The organism is Candidatus Delongbacteria bacterium (assembly GCA_020634015.1).
Taxonomy (GTDB): Bacteria; CAIWAD01; CAIWAD01; order CAIWAD01; family CAIWAD01; genus JACKCN01.
The window spans coordinates 40,063-58,806 of record JACKCN010000003.1 but is presented as its reverse complement, the minus strand read 5'-3'; the positions used below and the strand labels follow the sequence as shown (position 1 = coordinate 58,806).

Genomic DNA, 18,744 nt, shown 5'->3' with positions numbered 1-18,744 from the left:
TCGATCAAGCCACTGTTGACCAGAGTGAATCATTGAAAGCAGCGAGCACTTGTTCGAGCTCGCCAGCGAAGATGCGATTGAGACGATCATAGCCGCCACCTTCGCGCTGGAATAAAAGATCCGGATCATCGAGTGCGGCACGGTCGACGATCAGATTGACCTTGGTCTGCGCGGCGATCTTCTGCAGCCACTGCCGCTGCGGTTTGGTCCAATCACGTGACGCCAGTATCGCCTGCAACGAACTATCAACGCGCTGCTCGTAGGGCACGAGCGCATCCCCCAGCGCCGCCTGGCGGATGTAGCCCACGATGCGTGCCGCGATGTCCTGATTGGTCATCTCGCGCCAGGCTATAGTGATGTTGGTCTCGCTGAAGCCGGCGCGGTCCAGTTCGTAGGCCAACTCGCGCAACTGCTTGCGGGTGAGCTCACGTGGTCGCGTAAGCACCGTGACCAGGGCAGGCAAGGTGTTGCTTCGACTCTGGATGAACTTCGTGAACTCCTGAAGATAGTCCTCGGGTTTCTGAGCCCGGCCGTAACCTCGCTCCGTGCCGATGAGCTCGTCCTCGTGATCCGAGATGAAAGTGGGTAGTCGCTGGCGTGTGCACTTTCGGTCAAGGATCTCACCGAGCGTTGGGTTGTCGGTGAACCACCTGACAATCTCGGGTAGCTGCATGGAATGCAAGTGGCGGATGAAATTGTCAGGTGGCATGCCCGCCAGAACCTCGAAGTCCTCCGCCTGATGGCTACTGAGGTGTCGCTTCTTTTGCTGGAGTTTCGCCAAAAATTGGTCAAGGACGAGAGTCCGTTCCTTGTCCGTCGCAACCTGCCGCAGTTCATCGACCAGCTGGGTGAAGCTGATAGTGGGGTTTACCACAACGGGCTGCATGGCCGTGACGTTCTTGAGAGCCTCGTAGATCTTCACCGCGTCAAAGATGCGGAATGCCTCCTTCCCAATCTCGTCACACAGACGCGTGGCACGCCCAAGCATTTGATCAAAGAGAATGCGGCTGTTGACCCGCCGCAGGAACACGAGGTTGCAGATCTCCGGCACATCGACTCCTGTGGTCAGGAGATCGACTGTCACCGCGACGTTTGGGTTGCGCTCGTTCTTGAATCGGCGAATCAGCTGCAGAGGCTTATCCGCGGCACCTGTGATCTTGAGAACCGCGTCGTCCTCGACGCTGCCGTAGTGCGCGGCGAACGCCTTCTTCAGCTTGTCGACCACCAGGTCGGCGTGGGCGTCGTTGACGCAGTAGACGAGGGTCTTGTCGCGAGAGGTAGGGTCGATCTCCGAGGCGAGATAGTCACAAACCACACTATTGAACGCCTGGGTTATGACCTGGCGGTTGAACCCCTCGACATCGATGTGAATCTCGTCGGGTGTCGTGAACAGGTCGATCTGGTTCTGCTGCGGATTGTAGACGGCGACTTCTTCGCCCACACGCCAGACGATGCCACTGGTGGAGAGCTGGGTGTTGATCTGAATTGGCGGTTCGTGGTCGACGAGGTAACCGTCGATGACCGCCTCCCGATAGCCGTACTTGAAGATCGGGGCGCCGAAGATCTCGGTCGTATGCAGAGCTGGGGTAGCAGTGAGTCCGACTTTGACGGCATCGAAGTAATCCAGAACTCGTCGGTATTTCGAGATGTAATCGTCATAGCTGCGGAAGCCAAGTTCGGTGTCCGAGAGCTCGCGGTCGAGGAGGTATCCGCGGTGACACTCGTCCACGACGATGCAGTCGTATTGATCGACAGTCGTGATAAAGCCGTCTTCACTTGGATAAAGCACGCGCTGCACGAGCCCCTGCACGGTGGCGATGTGGACCGCCGTCTCGGCGTCGGGCTGCTGGTCTTCCAGCTCCTTGATCCCGAAGACATCGGCGAAGGTCTGCAAGCTCTCCATGCGCGTGTCTTTGAACGCGTTGGCGGCCTGCTCGCCGAGAGCAGAACGATCCACAAGAAAGAGGATTCGGCGAAATCGCTTGACCTTGAGCAGACGGTAGATGAGCGCGATGCAGGTCTTCGTCTTGCCCGTGCCCGTGGCCATCGCGAGGAGCAGCTCGCGTTGGCCTGTGCCGATGGCCGCCTCGACCGCCTCGATGGCTGCGCGTTGGTAGTGGCGCAAGGGGAACCCATAGTCAAAGGGCTCCTCCTTCAGCTGCTCGTGGGCGCGTGACTCGTCGCGCTTGAGCAGAGCAACGAGGCCCTCGGGCGTGTACCAGCCGTCGAGGGCATGACCGAGATTCTCGGACTTGCGCAGGTCGCAGAACCATGTGCCGCTGAGGGTGGCGAGTTGACGTAGATAGGGACGACCATTGGACGAGAACGCAAATGGTATCTGGTAGTCACCCCAATGCTCTTCCAGTCGCTGCAGGGTTGCATCCCATTTGAAAGTTCGACTGTACCGCTTGGCTTGCTGCAATGCGCCGGACACGTCGATGTTCTTGCGCTTGGCCTCAACCGTGGCAATGGGCATGAGTCCGACGAAGAGAACGTAGTCCGCGGGGCCACTGGCAGTCGGCCACTCGGCAATGGCAAGGTTCTTGTTCTTCTCGGGGCGCACGCCTTTTCCAAAGGTCAATTTGGACGAGTCCACCATCCAGCCCACCTCTCGCAGTTGCTCGTCTATGAGCTTGCGGGTGTCAGCCTCGTCCAGAACGACCGCACTTGCAGCCGCCGCGGCGGCTTGAACGAGCGCGGTCACTTGCGCCTTGGGCTGGGTGCTGGCGGCCGCCTGGGCCTTGTCGAGCTTGGCCACAAGCATGGCCTTGGCTTTCTCTGCCTCGGTGGCCATTTCCTCCCAGAACGCTTGCTCGTCGCTTGCTGCGTGGAGCTTCTCCTCAGCCGATGCGAGCTGTTCCTGAGCCTCGCGGTGTACGGACCGGTGTTCTTCGAGTTGATTCGTAAGACGCTGCAGTTCTGCACGAAGCTCGTCGCTTTCGTCTCGGGGAGGAGCCGGCGGTACGAAGGGCTCTGCCTTGAAATCAGGATCCGAGAACGTCCTGTGAAACCAGATCCCAAGCTGCCACGTGATCTTCATGATCGCGAGGGCGCTGCGATGGTCTTCCGTGATGGCATGGCTGGCAGCGTTGCCCGCTCGTCGCACCTCGCCAAACAGTTGGGCAATCTCGCGCGGCAAGATGCCTTGGTCCTGAAGACGGCGGATGAGTTTGTACTGTGCCTCCTCTGAGGATGTATAAATGCCAACGTTGGCGGCGAGAAGCTGTGCCAGTAACTCTGTCAGTTGTCTCAGCTTCAGCAGAGCAGTGTTCGGGTCGTCGGCGAAGTATCGTTCCGCGAGCATGCCAAGACGCACGAGCTGTTGGTCGTGCGGCTCGAGCAGAGCGAAGTTGGTGCGAATGTCAGCCAAAGTAGAACACCCTTATCCTGACTGTCCAATTGTGAGAGCCTTCGGCCGATTCTCAGAACGTATGATTCAACCCGTCGGTCACTTCGTGAAAGCCTCAAGTGGGGAACGTAAACTGCCGTCTCACCTAATTAAGGAGTGCGCTCATCTAACTGTATTTCCCCCAGCACTCTGCTTTCATCGCTACTCAATGATGCATCATGAATCCAATTTCTTGCATTCAGGATTGTGTGACACGATACCTCAAAAACACCACCCCATCCCCAAACCGCCTCTCCTCTTCCAGCACCAACCCAACCCGCTGACTCACAACCATCGCCGCCTTCCCACCGCCCACAACCACTGGAGCCAGAAACAGCTGCACCTCATCCACCAGCCCTGCGGCCAGGGCACAGGAGGCCAGTTCCGCGCCACCAATCAACATGTCCTTGTCCAGTTCGTCCTTCATGCGCTGGATCAGCGCAGGATCGAACTCCCGCACCAGCTGGGTCTTCGTGGTGGACACGGCGTCCAGGGTGCGGCTGAAGACCAGTTTGTCCGCGGCTTGCCAGCTCTCGGCGAAGTCGCGCATCACGGGGGAGTGGCTGTCCTCGGGCGTGAGCTTCTCCCAGAACTGCATCACCTCGTACATCCGGCGGCCATAGAGGTGAGTGCCGAAGGCGCGCTGCAGCTGGTTGATGAAGGCGTGCACTTCCTCATTGGGTGCGTACCAATCGAAGGCGCCGGTCGTGTCTTCGACGAAGCCGTCCAGCGAGGTGATGGTGGCGTAAACCAGACGGGCCATGCGTGGGTCCGCTCCTCAATCAGTCTTGTAGCTCAGCCGCCCGACTGCCCCCAGGCCATCCAGACACCCCAGGCCAGCAGGACCATGCTCAGGGAAATGAGCATCGAGATGCGGCGGAAGCGCTGCCAGCGGGCGGCCATCTCGGCGTCCAGGTAATAGTGGTCGGGCGTGGGCGAGACGATCACGCCGCGGCGCTGGAGGCGCAGGAAGAGCACGGAGCGGCGCAGGTTCAGTTCTTTCAGGCTGCGGGCGCTCTGGGAGTCCAGAGCGTTCAGCTCCGCAAAGCGGCGCAGAATGCGGTTTCCCTTGGCGACCACATGCACGGGGGCTGCGCTCATGGTGTGTCTCCTTTCAGGAGGCTGTCGGACTTGTGGCCGGGTCGCTCAGGAACCGGATGTGGTGCGCCGGGGCCGGACGGGCTCCGGAGGGCTGGCGATGCCGAACCAGCTGCGGCGGCGCCAGGCATAGAGGGTGACAAGGGTGGCCGCCAGAGTGATGGCGGCGGTCTTCATCATCAGCAGGCCCGAGAAGGTGCCCAGGTCCAGCGGGTGCCCCACCAGCTGTTCGTGCAGGGGCAGGGCCGTGTGGTTGTTGAAGAGGAAGCCGGCGAACTCCCACCAGGCATTGGCGACGGCCAGCGCCATCCAGCCCAGCAGCAGGTTGTAGGCGCGCCGGCTGTGCAGCACAAGCGACACGATCACGGCCAGCATCAACAGCACCCAGCCTGTGTGCCAGGCCAGCCCGAGGGCACCGTCCAGCAAAAAGGGGCCGCTGATTTCAGGACGTTGCAGGTGCGCGCCGTGCCACAGGGCCACGGCGAGAGCGGACAGGGCGATCAGACTGAGTCCAATGTCGTGATGCAGCGGGCCACCCTCGGCGTGGGTCGGGCCGGATGGGGTCATGGCTCAGCCTGCGTGATTGGCGAAGCGCACACTGTAGACGGGCGGCAGCGCGGTGCCCAGGCAGTCCCAGCTCTCGCCCAGATCTTCGCTGAGCCAGGCGTTGCCCGTGGTGCTTCCGAAGGCCAGCGTGGCCCCCGCGATGTCCAGGGCGTGGCGGTAGGCGATGTCGAAGCAGCCTTCCTGGGGCAGGCCCTTGCTCTGGCGTTTCCAGTTCTCGCCGCCGTCGTCCGTGCGACAGACACAGAGTGCGCCGTCGATGGCGATGCGGTTCTGGTCGGAGGTGGCGGGCACCACCCAGGCGCGCTCGGGGCAGTGGGGGTCCACGGCGACGGCAAAACCGAAGTGGGCGGGGCCGCCGTCTTCGCTGACCATCTGCCAGGTCTTCGCGCCGTCGCGGCTCATGTAGATGCCGCAGTGATTCTGCTGCCAGAGGGTGTCGGGGTCGCCGGGGGCGGCCACCATGAAATGCGGGTCCTGTCCCACTTCGGCGGCCGGGTCGGGCAGGAAGTCGGCATTCAGGCCCGTGTTGCGCGGGTGCCAGCTCTGTGCGCCGTCGGTGGTTTCGAACACGCCGGCACAACTGACCGCGATGAACATGTGGCGGGCGTCGCGCGGGTCAATCACGACACTGTGGATGCCCGCGTCGTCACGCCCGCCGCCAAACCAGCCCTTCGCGCGACTGGGGTGGTTCCAGAGGCTTTCGACCAGTTGCCAGCTCTTCGCCCGGTCGTGGCTCACGAAGAGGCCGCCGGGCTCGGTGCCGGCCCAGAGGGTGTCGGGCTGGTCGGCGTGTCCGGGCTGCAGCACCCAGAGATACCGCAGGGTGGCGGGCTTGCCTTCCGAGATCTCGGCGCCTTCGGGATAGGCCGGCACCGCGCAGTCCTGCCAGGTTGTGCCCCAGTCGGCCGAGCAGGAAAGCTTCTGCCCCCAGTGGCCGTGATCCTGACAGGCCCAGAGCAGGCCCGTGCGCTCATCGAAGATCGAGTAGGCGATGGCCACTCCGGCAAAGTGGTGGGAGTGCTTTTCCCAGCCGCGCTCGGAGCGTTCGAAGATCATCAGTCCCTTGCGTGTGCCAAGCAGCAGCCGGTTCGCAGCCGAATCCATGAAGCGGTTCCTTCCTGTTCTCACCCTCCCGAGAGGGCCTGAAAGATGTGTACCTCGTCACCATCGTGAAGCGGATCGCCCAGGGTCTTGCGATCATGGATCATCTCGCGGTTGATGAAGATGTTCACGTGTTGCCGCAGGGCGCCGCGCTCGTCCACGATCCAGCTGGACAGCCCCGGGTGATGCGCATCGAGTTGCGTCAGCATCTCGGGCAGGGTGCTGGCCTGAAGGCGTTCGCTGGACAGTCCGGGAAACCAGCGGTTGAGATGTGCCGTGAAGCGTACCGTGATCATGGGCCACCGAGAAGTCTGGGGTCGTGGGTCAAGCAGCAAAAATCCTTCCGGTCGGGAAGGATTTTGCGGGGCAGCAAGCTGGGAATTCCCGGGGGCAGATGCCGCCCTAAAATGCCCCTGTTCAATTGAGAACCCATTTCGCAGCAGAGGGGGCCGGAGTCGGCGGGAGTCGACTCGTGTTCTGACTGTCCCATTGCCGAGGCGAAGCGTCATACCTTCCCCCACGAACGTAGGGGAAGGCACGGCGCAGCCGTGATGGGATGGGGGCATTCCTGTCCGAGACAGTCAATGTGTTCCAGTGGCCGAGTGCCCCCATCCCGCGCCTTCGGCGTCCTTCCCCCACGTTCGTGGGGGAAGGTATTTTGGCTTCGCCTCGATGATCGACACGTGTTGTTGCAGCTTCTTCTGGCTGAGTCTGCCACGCGCGGGGATTCTGCCACGCGCGGGGATCGAGAATCACGGACGGGCCGGGCGTCACACCATAACGGTGTTCTCAGGCGGGATCGCCCAACAGCTTCCGCAGCAGCTCGCTCTCGCGCTCGGGGCTCATGCCGGGCCGGCGCGGGTCCTGCCCACGAGCGAAGACGCTGCTCATCTCAAGCGACCAGGCCAGTGTGTCGCGAATGGTGTCCAGGGCCGGTCTGTGCGTCAGGCCGGCGGCCTTGGCCCGTTCGCAGGACACGCGAAAGAAGGCCCGCTCGCTGCCGGGCACCCACATCGGCAGGCCGTGGAAAGGCACCACCTCTGCGTCCTCCAGGAACTCATCACTGGCCCAGTGCAGCTCGCTGGCCGTGCCGGAGGCCTGGGTGCACAGCTCAAGATACTCGCCAAAGCTCATGGGCGAGGCGGGGCCCACCGCATTGCAGACGCATGAGGTGTCGCGCTGGCACTGGTCCAGACAGAAGCTGGCCAGGTCGCGTACATCAATGAATTGCACCGGATTTTCGGGATTGCCAGGGGCCAGCACCTGACCGCCCTCGTGCATGCGGCGCACCCAGTAGGAGAAACGGCCGGTGGGGTCCCAGGGGCCCACGATGAGACCGGGGCGCACGATCTGCAAGCGTCCGGGCCAGGCGGCCTGCAGACGGCGCTCGCAGAGAGCCTTCAGCCCGCCATAGGTCTCGCCCGTGATCTCGCGCGTGTCGGGGTCGTCCAGCTCCTGCAGGGGCGAGTCCTCGTCCATGTTCGCCGGATTGTCATCGCGGTAGACCGAGCAGGTGGAAATGAACAGATAACACGGCGCGCTCTCGCCCAGCTCGCCGATCGCCAGTTCGAGCTGATGGGGAAAGTAGCCGCAGGTATCGATGATGGCGTCGAAGTGCATGCCGCGCAGCGCCTCGAAGCCTTCGTTGCGGTCTCCCTGGCGACTGACCACCCGGGGAAAGAGTTCCGGGTTGGTGCGCCCGCGATTGAACAGCGTGACACGGTGGCCGCGGCCCAGCGCGGCCTCGACGATGGCCCGCCCCACGAAGAGGGTTCCGCCGATGATCAGGATGTGCATCTTCTCTCCTATTTTCCCGCCGACCGTTGTCCATTCCGGGGAGATTTCATGAGCGCCGTACTGTTTGCCCAGACCATTCTCGTGCTGCTGATGGCTGAGTATCTGCTGGAAACTCTGGCCGACTGGCTCAATCGACGCCGGGCCTCGCGCCCCCTGCCCGCCGAGTTCCGTGATGCAACCAGCGAGGAAGAGTACGCCAACGCGCGGGCCTACCAGCTCGAAGTCTCCCGTCTGGGCCGGCGTCAGGCCTCGCTGAGCCTTGCCGCACTGCTGATTTTCTGGAATCTGGACGGTTTCGCGCGACTCGATTCCTGGACGGCGGGGATCAGCGAACACTGGCTCTGGCACGGTCTGCTGTTCATTGGAGTGCTGGCCCTGGCATCCCAGGTTCTCTCCCTGCCTTCAAGCCTGTACAAGACCTTCTCGATCGATGCGCGTTTCAATCTGAATACCACCAGTGCAAAAACCTGGCTGCTGGATCTGGCCAAGGGAACGCTGCTGGGCATTCTGCTGGGCGGACCGCTGCTGGCGGCCCTGCTGGCCTGCTTTCACATCGCGGGCCAGTCGGCCTGGATCTGGGGCTGGGCCATTCTCAGCGTCTTCAGTCTGGTATTGATGTATGTGGCGCCCACCTGGCTCCTGCCGCTCTTCAACAAGTTCAGTCCGCTCGAGGAGGGTGAGCTGCGTGACCGCATCGTGGACTATGCCCGGCGCAACCAGTTTCCGCTGAAGGACATCATGGTCATGGACGGCTCGAAACGCAGCAAGCGCAGCAATGCCTTCCTCTCGGGCTTCGGCTCGAACCGCAGGATCGCGTTCTACGATACTCTGATCAACAGCCAGGGCGTGCCCGAACTGGAAGCCGTGCTGGCACACGAGGTGGGGCATTTCAAGCACAGGCACATTCCCCTGCGCCTGGTCATGTCGCTGGCGAGCACGGGCATCACCTTCTTCCTGCTGGGACAGTTCATAGGCAACCCGGCGCTCAGCCAGGCCTTCGGGCTGGCCCAGCCCTCGATCCACATGGGGCTGGTGGGCTTCATGCTGCTGTACACTCCGGTGAGCCTGCTGCTGGGAATTGTCCAGAACTGGGTGTCACGTGTGCAGGAATTCCAGGCCGATGCCTGGTCGGCACGCACCATTGCCGATCCGGAGGCGATGGTGAACGCGCTCAAGGTGCTCTCGCGTGACAACCTGGCCAATCTGGATCCGCACCCGCTGCATGTGATGCTGCACTACGACCATCCTCCCGTGCTGGAGAGAATCGCCGCGATCAGGGCCGCAACCGCGACCGCAAGCTGAGTCCGCGGACACGCTTCCTGCATGATGGAACTCAATCCGTCGCCCGAATGCGACCCAGAGTCAGCCGGAATCGAATTGTGTTCTGAGCTTGGGATTGTTCGAGGCGACGCCAGGCGACCTCCCCCCTCGAAAGTGGGGCAGGTATGATGTCTTCGCCTCGGGTGATCGCCATGTGTCGTGTGCGGCCTCTTCAGGCAGACTCTGCTGCGCAATCGGGATCCGCCGTGTCGGCAGGCGCTCAGAACTCCGCCAGCACCCGCGCCGGAGCGCCATCGGCGCCCAGCAGCCGCAGAGGTGCCACGATCAGCCTGAAGCGCTCGGGCAGCTGCTCCAGCCCCACCAGATTCTCCACCAGCAGCACTCCCTCGGCCAGCAGGATCTCGTGTACGGGCCAGGGCGAGTCATCCAGGCTGAAGGTGTCCATTCCCACCAGGCGCGCCCCCAGATCACGCAGCTTGCGCGCCGCATCCGCTTCCAGCACGGGGTGGGACCCCAGCCAGTCGGGATCCATCCATGCCATGCTGTGGCCCGTGTGCAGCAGCACACGGTTGGCCGGAAGGCTGTCGGGAAGATCGTGTGCGCCAATCCGCGCCAGCCCGCGCAGGTCCAGAATGCAGGCCTCCCCGACCAGCAGTTCCAGTGGGGTGACGTTCAGCGTTCTGCCGCCCTCGATGGTGTGGCTGGGGGCGTCCACGTGTGTGCCGAAATGGCTCGAGAATCCCAGTTCGCGCACCAGGCAGCCATCCTCGGCCACCGTGCGCACAGTCTGGAAGCGAAAGGCCGGATCCCCGGGATACACGGGTGTACCGGCACAGAGCGGCATGCTCAGATCAACCAGCATGGACGGTCCTCCAGCGGGAATCGTTGTGGGTGTACTCTTGTGGTCAGCTGCGCGTCTGTGTCTCAGGAAGGAGTGAAGGACTCGGCCAGTTGGCTCAGTCGCTTCTCGATCATGTACGAATTGGAATTGACGTAACGATAGTAGAATCGCAGTGTCACACTGTTCACTGCTCCACTCTCGCTCAGTCTCACGCGACAGCCTTCGGGCAGGGCTTCCAGTTCCCAGGTCCAGAGCAGGTCCAGTGGAAACTTCTCACTGATGTTGCGCACCACCAGGAGCGACGGGGCCTGCTGCTGCTCAACCCGGAAGCGCATGCCGGGCTTGCTGGCGACGTATTCCTGATAGACCAGCGTATCACCGGCGCTCTCCTCCACCTTCACTCCGGCCAGCTCCTGCCGCCAGGCGGGATAGGCTTCGAAGTCCAGCAGGCGGGCCCAGACACTGTCCACGGGAACAGCCAGCACGCGTTCTGTCCGGACGGAGTGTTCCCGTGGCTCACGCGCGCCCAGCCAGAACACGCCAAAGGTGACCAGGCAGACCGAGAGCAGCCCCGCGGCGAAGAGAGTCTTGGCGATGCGGCTGCCCAGTCTGCGCGAGCGTGTGGAATCGGTTGCTGTCATGTTGCCCTGTGCTGGCTTGGGAAGAAAGGAGATTCCGCTGGTCTCAGCGGACGACCACCCGCAGGGCGATGCCCATGCGGTTGGCTGCGTAGTTCTTGTACTGGGGAAGTCTTTCCCAGGGGCCCCCCACGCGGCGCCATTCGCGCTCGATGAAGGGACGCAGGCTGTAGCGCTTGTCGATGCGCCAGATCTTGTTCAGGCTGAGCAGCAGTCGGTCGTCGTTGCGTCCGGCGTGTACGGGATCTTCCAGCACACCCAGCTGGGTCTGATACTCGCGATGCCGCCAGCTGAAGGCCAGGCCCACCTGCAGGTCGTGGCCGTACAGGTCGCCGCGCCAGTCGACTCCGGTCTGGAACCGGTTCTCCTGGTGGCTGCCGTCGCCCGAGTCATTGTCCTCGATCAGGCTGGCCCCGCCGCTGCGGCCACTGTCGTAGCCCACGTTGTCGGTGGTCGCGTAATAGTACTGCAGATCGGCCGAGAGACCGCGGGGCAGATCCACATCCAGGCGCAGTCCCACCTCGCGCGTGTCCGTGTCGTACTCGGTGAACCAGCCGTTGTAGAAGACCTGTTCGAAACTGTAGATCAGGCTCAGGGTGGGTTTCTGGACGGGGCCAAAATCCTCGCTGCGCGCCTTCAGGCGAATGCGGTACTCGTTGCTGTCGAAATCGGTGCCGTGCAGTTCACCGGTATCCGCATCCTGGAATTCGCGCAGATAGAAATTGTTGATGCCGAACCAGGACACGTCGGCACCCCAGCCCGGCTTCTGCTGCCAGGTCAGGCTCAGGCGCTGGGTGGAGTAGTTGTTGAATGAGTTGGCGAAGAAGTTGACGTACTTGGCGTCCAGGCCCAGCTCCAGCCAGCCCCAGCGCCTGTCGGGCAGATTGGCACGCAGATCGGCGAGCACACGGTGATCCATGCGCAGGTCGCCCGCCCCATCGAGGGCCGGCTGGAAGGCCTGATCACGATCCAGACGGTCCACTTCGGGGGACGCCAGGCGCAGGATGTTGGAGTCGCCGCTCAGCTTCTCCTCGACGCTCAGCCCCCAGTCAAAAGTGCGCCGTGCCGCAGACGCGGACACGGCGATCGCCAGCAGAATGCCAGCCGCCAGCAGGGCGGACGGTGTACGCACAGAACTCATCCCTTGCCCTTGCTGTTCTTCTTCGTCTCATCCGCGGGTGAGGGAGCGAGGAAACGCAGGTTGACTTCGCGTCCCGATTCCTGAAAGCGCACCGTGTAGCGATGCCGGCCCGCGGGGACCTCCAGATACACCACTTCGCCCCGGGCGGGCACGCTGTCATCCTTGCCGACGTAGGTCGAGGTCTCGCTGCGACGCCCCTTGAGCACATAGGACTGTTTCAGCAATCCGTCTTCAAAGACCTTGAGCGTGTACTTCTGGGTGGAGGTCATGGTCTGGTCCCAGTCGAGTCGGCTGATGACCTTGAGAAAACCGGGGCCTTCCATCTCCACGCTCATTTCGCTGCCGCTGGGCAAGGGGTAGTAATCCACCGTGCTCTTGCCCGCCTGCACCTTGCGCGGGGTTGGCGACTCCAGTGGCTTGAGATCGACGTTGCTGATCTTGATCAGCGGCTCCAGCGGACGAGTGTGAAAGCGGAAATAGGCCACGGTACCCGGTGTGTCGCTCAGGGTCAGGCGCAACTGGTGCAGACCGGCCGGAATCTCGAGTTCGTTGGTGCGCCCGCGGGAAAGCTTCTTGTTGTCGCTCTGGCGCACAGAGCCGCTGGCCTTGCGGATTTCCTGGGTGAAGGCGCCGGTCTGGCCGTCGTCCAGAGTCCAGTTGATCGTATAGCTCTTGCCCGTGTACTTGGTGGACCAGGGCACGCGGGAGATCATCCGGACAGTAGCGGGGCCCGTGACCTGCAGCACCTGTTCCACATCCTTGCGCGCCTTCCAGTAGGTGCGCTTCTTGCCGTTGATCAACATCACGGTCTTGCCATCATGGGTTTCGGGTGTCGCCGTGTTCCACAATGTGCGGGCGAGAGGGGCGCTTGCCAGCAGGGCAAGCAAGCCAAGAATCGGCAGCCAATGACGGCTCCGGGAGAGCGGAGCGGAGGGCATGGAGGACTCCTACAGCATTTCGTCGCTTTGGTCAGTATCCACCAGTCGCTGCATGCGCAGGTCGTAGCGAATGACGATCAGCACCAGAATGGTCATCACCAGTACCGCAAACAGCACGACTTTCATGTCGTGGCGCTCGGTCACGAAGATTTCACCGTCTCCCACTTCGGGCTTCTCGAGGGGTGCATACGGGACACCCGTGCGCTTCAGCAGGGGACGGACATTGAGCAGATTGATCACGGGCACGCCGGCATCGGCGAAGAAATGCAGCACGGCACGGCGCTGGAATTCCATCTGGCGCACGTTGCGTGCCACACCGGTGGGCATGATGTTGCGATTTTCCTCGTGACCCAGACTGGCCACGCCACCGCCCACATTCACATACAGATCATAACCCTTGGGGGAATTGCGGATCTGGTTCTGGAAGCTCTCGATGCGCATCTGCACCGCGGCATCCAGGTCCGGGGCGTCCAGGTAGGGGACTCCATTGCGGGTGATCGCCTTGCGAATCAGCTCGCGTCCTTCGGGTGACAGACTCTGGCCACGGTCATCGGCACCACCGATCGAGGCGTAGCTGCTGACCCAGGGAAAGATGCCCTTCTCCTTGAGCACACGCTCCATGTCCAGCCAGGTGAATTCGGGATCGTTGGCCCCGAACCAGGAGCTGGAGACGCTGGTGATGAACACGGGCTCGAGCTTGAGCACACGACAGGCGGAGTAGACGGCCAGATTCAGCCCCGGGAAGGAGCCGGTCATGCATACGGCGACACGGTCGCCTTCCTTGACCCCGGTCTGTTTCATCAGGTCAACCACCACCGCGGCCACGTTGGGGTTCAGGCAACCCTGCTTGCTCAGCAGGCTGCCTTCGACCGTGGTGATCTGCGAGAACTTCTGGCCGATCAGCAGTGTGTTCCAGGGGTCGTTGACATCGTCCACGAAGGAGGCGTTGGGCGCCTTCCATTCCTTGAGCACCTGCATGGCGTGCTCCATCTGGCGCGCCGCGGCAAGTTTCTCCTCGTAGAAGTCCTGGCGGACTTCCGTGCGGCTCAGGTAGGCCCAGGTGTACAGTCCGTATGAGGTCAGGGCCAGAACCAGCAGGGTCCAGATTGACTTGAGGCTGGGCTTAAACATGCAGCACCTCGCCTCCGGTCATCAGCATCAGCAGCAGGCGCACGCTGCTGGCCACCAGCAGGAGGCAGAGCAGGGTCTTGAACACACCCTGGCGCTCCATCCAGTTGGCGATGAGGCCGGGAATGATGAAACCCACCGCCTGCATTTCCAGATCGAGCTGCAGCCACTGGTAGACGAAGGCCTGACGGCTGAGGTAACCCAGCACGAAGCCGATCAGGATGGACAGCACCAGGCGGCGCCGCCCGTAGATGAACATGAAGTTCGAGAGGATGCGGATGATTCCGAAGGTCAGGAAACTGACGATGAAGGTGCCCAGCAGGCGCAGGGGTTCGTGCATCTGCAGTGCCACATAACCGGGCACCACGATGCCACCCGCCGAGACACCGACGATCTCCTGGAAGATCATGCTCATGATCACGCCAAGGCCGACAGCGATTTCGATCACGCCCGGCTCCTTTCCTCGAAGTAATGAGCCACTTCGTGACCTCCGCCATGCACATTGCCGATGCCCAGCACGGTCATGTCCGCCCAGGGCATGCCGGCAATGACCTTGTAAATCTGTTCGGGAGTGTGGTTGCCCAGATTGATCACCTTGTCGGCGGGCAAGCCAAGCTTGTAACACACGCCCATCATTCTGTCGCAGCACTGGCCGATCAGCACCAGCCGTTCGTAGACCGTGTCGGCATGTACCATCTCGACCAGCTGCACGCTGCGTTCGAAGCGGTCCTGGCGCGTGTTGAGCACGAAGATCGACACCGACTCTTCAGGCTGGCGGGAACGGATGGTTTCCCAGATGGCCAGGGTGCTCTCGGGATCGTTGGCGGCCAGCGCGTTGACGAAGGTCATCTGACGCTCGCCCTCGGTCACCCGGAAGAGCTTCAGCGCGCCGCAGTCGGGCTCGGAACGGTACATGCCACGCAGTGCCGTCTCACGGGGAACACCCAGACTGCCCGAGACGGCCAGGGCCAGGGCGACATTCTCCTTGTGCTCCACATGATGGAAGCCCATCATGTCCTCGTCACTCACCCCCTCGTCGGTGACCTGGTTGAGCTTGGTCTGCTTTTCCTTGGCCACCGAGTCCATCAGGTTGAAGAGTTTCTTCTCGCAGGTGAAGGCCACCCGGCCAATGGGCAGTGTGTTGCACAGGCTGCGTGCCACGTTCTGGACCGTGGGGCCCATTTCGCGCAGGTGGTCGGGGCGGGCGTTGGTGATGACACCGATGGTGGAGGTGACGATGCGGTGCTCGCAGATCCATTGGTACTCGGGCTGGACCGCCATGCACTCGATCACGATCGCCTGCGGTTTGCGCGGAGCCACGAAACTGAAGACGCGCAGCTGTTCGATGATGTTGGCCCCCCGGGGCCGCACGATGGGAATCTCGTGCCCGTCTTCAAGGATGACCTGGGGAGCGCTGCCGGTGGTCTTGGCAACGGTGCGCAGGCCCCCTTCGCGAAGGGCGCCAGCGATCAGGCGGGTCACGCTGGACTTGCCCCGCGTGCCGTTCACATGGATCCGCACGGGAATCGAGGCCGCATTCGATTGATGCTGCTTCAACTCCAGGATACCCAGAACGATGAACAGGCAGACAAGGAGAATGATGAAAACCATGTATGCTTCGGCTTTTCCTGTCGCCCGCACGCCGGTGGCGTTCGGGGCATCGTTGGTTGATTTCAGCGGAATTCCGGAACCGTTGGCGGGCCAGTCACGAGGAACGGCGGCTGCCCGTGTGGGCGATCCGTCGTGTCATCAATCTGCTTCCGTCAGGATCGACTTTTCCCCTCCCTGCTGCGCAGCCACAGTCATGGATGAAAATCGACCTGATGATCTGACTTCGCGTGGGAATGAATCCTGCAAGCGACTCTTTCAGGCGACCCGGCTCGTCGGACTCCCGGAGCCGGGAGCGACCCGCCGATTGCAGCATTTTTCAAGCCAGAAGCCAAGCTGATCAGCGGACGCCCGCAAATGTCATAATTCATCAAGGGATAGCCAATCCAGACGGGAAATCTGGCCTTCCAATGTTCCGGGCTCACGCTCCGGGAGGGCACGGGAAGCTTCGGTTCTGCGTCATTTTTCTTTCACTTGTTAAGGAATGTTGCCATCGCCCGCCGGGAGCGTGGCCCGCCCGGAAGGACTTTCCGATCAAATCCGGGTCGCCTGGCCGGGATACTGACGATTGTTGCGCACCGCAGGAATGGATGACAATTCGGGCTTGATTGTTGCCGATCCTGACCTGAGGTTCAGGCCATGGCCTGCGGACCTCTCAACTCGCGGCAACAGCCCGTGGCGGATGCGGCTGGCAAATGGTTGTTTCAGGCCCAATGAAATCCGGCGGAATACTCTGGGGAGCATGTCTCCTGATCCTGGTCGGCCTGCTGGCGGGCCGGGAGGTCCATGCTCAACAACTGCTGCCCATTGCCCCTGAGCGACTGTCCATGGAAGAACCACCCCCGGACATCCAGCGGCGCGACATGGTCTGCTACCACGCGGGCGCCTACTACTACGTGAAGATCCCTCATCCTGTCTGGGGCAATGTGGGGCGGCAGTACCAACGCCTGACACCCGTCAGCGGAGGGTTGCTGGAAGGCTGCGAAATCAGGCTGCACAACAACTGGGACCTGGCCAACACTCACAACGGCACACTCTGGCTGGGCGTGCATCGCCAGGTGAACCAGCTCCCGGGCGTACCGGAAATGCTGTATCCGGTGGCCACCGACAGCCTGGACGCCGGGATCTACTACTTCTATCTGCCCCAACCCGGGTTCACCCTGCTGCCCGACGAGGAAGTCTTCCTCTCCCTGTCCTTCACGCCCGCGACTCCCGCGGACAGCATCGCCATCGTCACCGCGGCAGCAGGCACCTGGACCGGACACAGTTTCTTCCTGCAGAACAATCAGGTGTCCTGGTGGGGCACCGAAGACAATGTGCCCTTTGGCGACATGCACTTCTGTGGTGAGATCGATTTCGTGGATGGCCCACAGGCGCGACCCTGGATGCCCTGGACACAGGCCAATCTGGGCCTTGTGCCTGCCGGCACGAGCAAGAGCTGGCGCTTCCCGATTCACAACATCGGTCCCGCTCCGTTGGTGGTGAGCCTGCAGGAGCAACACAACGAGCGGTTCACGGCCATGCTGGAGGGGCCCGATTCGCTGGCTCATCCGGACACACTGTTCCTGGAGCTGGACTATCACTCTCCAGGTGCCTGGCTTGGCGATGTGATGGATTCCACCAGCTATCGCCTGAGTACCAACTGCCCCGACGATTCCCTGCTTCACATGTCACTCACGGCGGGCAGCAGCACCAGCGAGATCCTGCTGAGCGACTGGAATGAGTGGACCAACCCGAACACGGACTGGTACCTGACCTTCACCCAGTTCGCCGACACGGGGGCCACCGCGTCCAACTGGGATTTCTACACGGGGCTCTGGCGTCCGGGCACCTTCGTGGGTCACGAGGCCCCGACTCCGGGCAGCACCAGCACCAACATCCTCGCCCTGCGCAATCTCTGGGTCGAAGAAGGAGAGTTCGTGCGGTTGCGCTGGAGCCAGTACCGCCGCCCGGGCACCGGAGAGGAGGCCCAGCGCGGATTCGTCTGGCGCAATCCGCAGACCAACTTCTGGTATGTACAGAACGACTATCCCTTGAACGAGCAGCCCTGGGCGGGTCCCGAAGGTGAGTGGTACACGGTCCCCTGGATTCTCTGGGGCCCCTGCCCCAGCACGGGCGCACACGGATTCGGATTGCTGTTCTCGGGCACGAGCGGTGGCGACTGGTTCGTGGACGATCTGGAAGTGAATCGTCAACCCGAACTTGTGCCCCCCACGATCCACATCTCGATCAGCGGACCCGACATCCGTCTCGACTGGAACTCGGTTGTCGGCGCACAGTCATACCTCATCAGCCAGGTGCAGAATGGCCAGGAAACCTTGCTGGGCGAAACCGACACGCCCGGCTGGGTCCACAGCCGCGGTCTGCACTGCATTGGATACTGCGGATACCGGGTGCGCACGGTCGGCTCCGCGAATGACCCTTCCAGCGGGCGCAATCTCACACCGCTATCCGCGCCCCTCAGATCCGCCATGCCTCCCCAACACCCCACGCAATTGCCGAACGTCTCACGATGAGCGCGTCGGCCGACCATCTGGTGGGAATCGGTTGTGATACCGAGCATACGGAGCGCTTCGCATCGCTGCTGGCCGAGTCCGACAGATTCCTGCAACGCTGGTTCACCGTGGATGAACGCCAGCGATTCCTGGCATCCGACAATCATGAACTGTGCATTCTCAACGCGACCCTCCTGTTCACCCTCAAGGAATGCGTGATCAAGGCCCTCTGGCGCCAGCTGCCCCTCCTGCCGGATGCCGTCGAAGTCCTCGACCTGGATCACTCGACCAACCACTCCGGCAGCGCCTCCGTGAGACTGGCGCGACCGGAATGCCCTGGAATCCGGTTCGATGCACGCTTCCGTCAGGTGGATCACTCGTTCGATTCCACCGTTCTGGCCTTCGACATCCAATCCTCCTGACACCTCCAGATCCATCCTTCACCAGCCAGGCCTGTCCAGAACACTTGACACGGCACCGCAGCCATCCACGGTGGGTGGCTCCGGGCCGGGCAGGATGCCTGGCGCCGTGGGTGGCTCCGGGCCGGGCAGGATGCCTGACTCCGTGGGTGGCTCCGCAGGTGGCACCGTGGGTGGCACAGTGGGTGGCGCCGTGGGTGGCGCTGGACCGGGCAGGATGCCTGGCGCCGCGGGTGGCTCCGGGCCGGGCAGGATGCCTGGCTCCGTGGGTGGCTCCGTGGGTGGCACAAATACAAAGCCCCCG

At 62.4% G+C, this 18,744-nt stretch carries 18 protein-coding genes; 4 read left to right on the top strand and 14 right to left on the bottom strand.

Annotation, left to right across the window (positions count from 1 at the left end; all coding sequences use genetic code 11):
- Positions 1-4: 4 nt before the first annotated feature.
- The 7 genes from hsdR to H6678_06945 all read right to left on the bottom strand — a co-directional run bounded on the left by hsdR (position 5) and on the right by H6678_06945 (position 7,951).
- Positions 5-3,361 carry a type I restriction-modification system endonuclease gene (gene hsdR, locus H6678_06975; GenBank protein ID MCB9473535.1) on the bottom strand — a complete coding sequence of 1,119 codons (3,357 nt, stop codon included), beginning with the start codon at positions 3,359-3,361 and terminating at the stop codon, positions 5-7.
- Between the two features lie 226 nt (positions 3,362-3,587).
- Positions 3,588-4,151, bottom strand: coding sequence for a dihydrofolate reductase family protein (locus H6678_06970; GenBank protein ID MCB9473534.1), 564 nt, complete (start codon positions 4,149-4,151; stop codon positions 3,588-3,590).
- A 32-nt stretch (positions 4,152-4,183) separates the two neighbouring features.
- Positions 4,184-4,489, bottom strand: a complete 306-nt coding sequence (locus H6678_06965; protein MCB9473533.1) for a hypothetical protein — start codon at positions 4,487-4,489, stop codon at positions 4,184-4,186.
- A 45-nt stretch (positions 4,490-4,534) separates the two neighbouring features.
- Positions 4,535-5,053, bottom strand: a complete 519-nt coding sequence (locus H6678_06960; GenBank protein MCB9473532.1) for a hypothetical protein — start codon at positions 5,051-5,053, stop codon at positions 4,535-4,537.
- 3 nt (positions 5,054-5,056) lie between these two features.
- Positions 5,057-6,157: a glycosyl hydrolase gene (locus tag H6678_06955; GenBank protein ID MCB9473531.1), complete on the bottom strand. Its 1,101-nt coding sequence runs from the start codon at positions 6,155-6,157 to the stop codon at positions 5,057-5,059.
- Positions 6,158-6,177: 20 nt separating this feature from the next.
- Positions 6,178-6,450: a MoaD/ThiS family protein gene (locus H6678_06950; protein MCB9473530.1), complete on the bottom strand. Its 273-nt coding sequence runs from the start codon at positions 6,448-6,450 to the stop codon at positions 6,178-6,180.
- A gap of 493 nt (positions 6,451-6,943) precedes the next feature.
- Positions 6,944-7,951 (bottom strand): NAD-dependent epimerase/dehydratase family protein, encoded by a 1,008-nt coding sequence (locus tag H6678_06945; GenBank protein ID MCB9473529.1) that lies wholly within the window; start codon positions 7,949-7,951, stop codon positions 6,944-6,946.
- Between the two features lie 48 nt (positions 7,952-7,999).
- Between H6678_06945 and H6678_06940 the strand changes: the two genes are divergently transcribed.
- Positions 8,000-9,253, top strand: a complete 1,254-nt coding sequence (locus tag H6678_06940; GenBank protein ID MCB9473528.1) for a M48 family metallopeptidase — start codon at positions 8,000-8,002, stop codon at positions 9,251-9,253.
- Positions 9,254-9,491: 238 nt separating this feature from the next.
- Here the strand turns inward: H6678_06940 and H6678_06935 are convergent, their stop codons facing one another.
- The 7 genes from H6678_06935 to pgsB form a co-directional block, all read right to left on the bottom strand.
- Positions 9,492-10,094, bottom strand: coding sequence for a cyclase family protein (locus H6678_06935; protein MCB9473527.1), 603 nt, complete (start codon positions 10,092-10,094; stop codon positions 9,492-9,494).
- Between the two features lie 62 nt (positions 10,095-10,156).
- Positions 10,157-10,714 carry an SRPBCC family protein gene (locus tag H6678_06930; GenBank protein MCB9473526.1) on the bottom strand — a complete coding sequence of 186 codons (558 nt, stop codon included), beginning with the start codon at positions 10,712-10,714 and terminating at the stop codon, positions 10,157-10,159.
- A gap of 43 nt (positions 10,715-10,757) precedes the next feature.
- Positions 10,758-11,852, bottom strand: a complete 1,095-nt coding sequence (locus H6678_06925; GenBank protein ID MCB9473525.1) for a hypothetical protein — start codon at positions 11,850-11,852, stop codon at positions 10,758-10,760.
- Entirely contained in the window at positions 11,849-12,790 is a 942-nt protein-coding gene (locus tag H6678_06920; GenBank protein ID MCB9473524.1) for a hypothetical protein, read from the bottom strand. Before H6678_06920 ends, H6678_06925 begins: the two co-directional genes overlap by 4 nt.
- Before the next feature lie 9 nt (positions 12,791-12,799).
- Positions 12,800-13,921, bottom strand: coding sequence for a poly-gamma-glutamate system protein (pgsW, locus tag H6678_06915; protein MCB9473523.1), 1,122 nt, complete (start codon positions 13,919-13,921; stop codon positions 12,800-12,802).
- Positions 13,914-14,333, bottom strand: coding sequence for a poly-gamma-glutamate biosynthesis protein PgsC (gene pgsC, locus H6678_06910; protein MCB9473522.1), 420 nt, complete (start codon positions 14,331-14,333; stop codon positions 13,914-13,916). The genes pgsW and pgsC overlap by 8 nt, the downstream gene beginning before the upstream one ends.
- Positions 14,334-14,362: 29 nt before the next feature.
- Entirely contained in the window at positions 14,363-15,529 is a 1,167-nt protein-coding gene (pgsB, locus tag H6678_06905; protein ID MCB9473521.1) for a poly-gamma-glutamate synthase PgsB, read from the bottom strand.
- Here pgsB and H6678_06900 point away from each other — a divergent pair.
- The 3 genes from H6678_06900 to H6678_06890 all read left to right on the top strand — a co-directional run bounded on the left by H6678_06900 (position 15,519) and on the right by H6678_06890 (position 18,443).
- On the top strand, positions 15,519-15,866 hold the full coding sequence (locus H6678_06900) for a hypothetical protein (protein ID MCB9473520.1): 348 nt from the start codon (positions 15,519-15,521) through the stop codon (positions 15,864-15,866). The two genes, pgsB and H6678_06900, sit on opposite strands and share 11 nt — an antisense overlap.
- A 487-nt stretch (positions 15,867-16,353) precedes the next feature.
- Positions 16,354-18,042, top strand: a complete 1,689-nt coding sequence (locus H6678_06895) for a hypothetical protein (GenBank protein ID MCB9473519.1) — start codon at positions 16,354-16,356, stop codon at positions 18,040-18,042.
- On the top strand, positions 18,039-18,443 hold the full coding sequence (locus H6678_06890) for a 4'-phosphopantetheinyl transferase superfamily protein (protein MCB9473518.1): 405 nt from the start codon (positions 18,039-18,041) through the stop codon (positions 18,441-18,443). Before H6678_06895 ends, H6678_06890 begins: the two co-directional genes overlap by 4 nt.
- Positions 18,444-18,744 lie beyond the last annotated feature (301 nt).